The following is an 860-nucleotide window of genomic DNA, read 5'->3' as shown; positions in this document are numbered from 1 at the left end:
AGAGATGTGTATAAGAGACAGCGGCCACACACCGCGCCCGCCCGAGAGGCCCGAAGGGGTGCCGGACCGTTCCCTGCTGGTCGGCGCGCTGATCTCCGTCCTGTGCGGTCTGCTCCTGTGGTCGCTGTGGCGCAACGGCTACATCCCCTACCGGCTGGTTCCCCTGAAGCTCTTCACCCCGGGCGACTGGTGGTACGCGGGCACGTTCGGCGGGCCCAGGACCATCGAGGGGTCCGACGCGCTCACCGTCTACGAGGCCGTGCTCTTCGGCCTCCTCGTCCACGGCTGCCTGCGCCTGGGCAACTGGGCCGAACTCCTCCGCCGGCACGTCGCCGGTCGTGGTCAGCCCTTCCTCGCCCTGGCGAGCGCCGCCGCGGCGGCGCTCGCACAGCTCCTGGTGTGGAAGGACGCCGTGCCGGTCGTCAGGCCGGTGCTGATCCTCGTCGCCTCCGTCTTCGGCGGCGAGATCTACCAGAGCCAGAGTGTCGTCAACGTGGTCTACGGCCTCATCGCCCTCGGTGTGCTCTGGCCGTTCGCCCGCCTCGGCCGCTGGCGCGCGCTGCTCGCACAACGCCGCACGGCACGCCCGGCCGCCGCCCCGGGGGCCCCGCCCCTGCCCGCGGACACCCCCACCCCCGACCGGTGGCCCGAACTGCGCGCGGCCGGGCGGACGGACGCGGCCGAAGCCCTCACCGCCGCGGTGCGCACGGGCCGGATGAACGACGTCGACGTCGTCCGCCTGCGCCACGCCTGGACGGTGGGCCGGGCGCACCCCGAGCGGCTCACCGCGCTGGAGGAGGCCGTGCTCCGTGCCGGCGGCGCGGCGGCGCTGCACCCGTCGGGCGCCCGCGACCTGCCGG

General features: G+C 74.8%; 1 pseudogene. It reads left to right on the top strand.

Annotation, left to right across the window (positions count from 1 at the left end):
- Positions 1–4: 4 nt before the first annotated feature.
- Positions 5–860, top strand: a pseudogene (locus IH13_RS0123510) (ATP/GTP-binding protein); the annotation flags it as partial.

It is taken from the genome of Streptomyces sp. NRRL WC-3549 (assembly GCF_000721935.1).
Lineage (GTDB): Bacteria > Actinomycetota > Actinomycetes > Streptomycetales > Streptomycetaceae > Streptomyces.
Note: the sequence above shows the minus strand (reverse complement) of the source record. Positions and strands in the feature narration are given on the sequence as shown.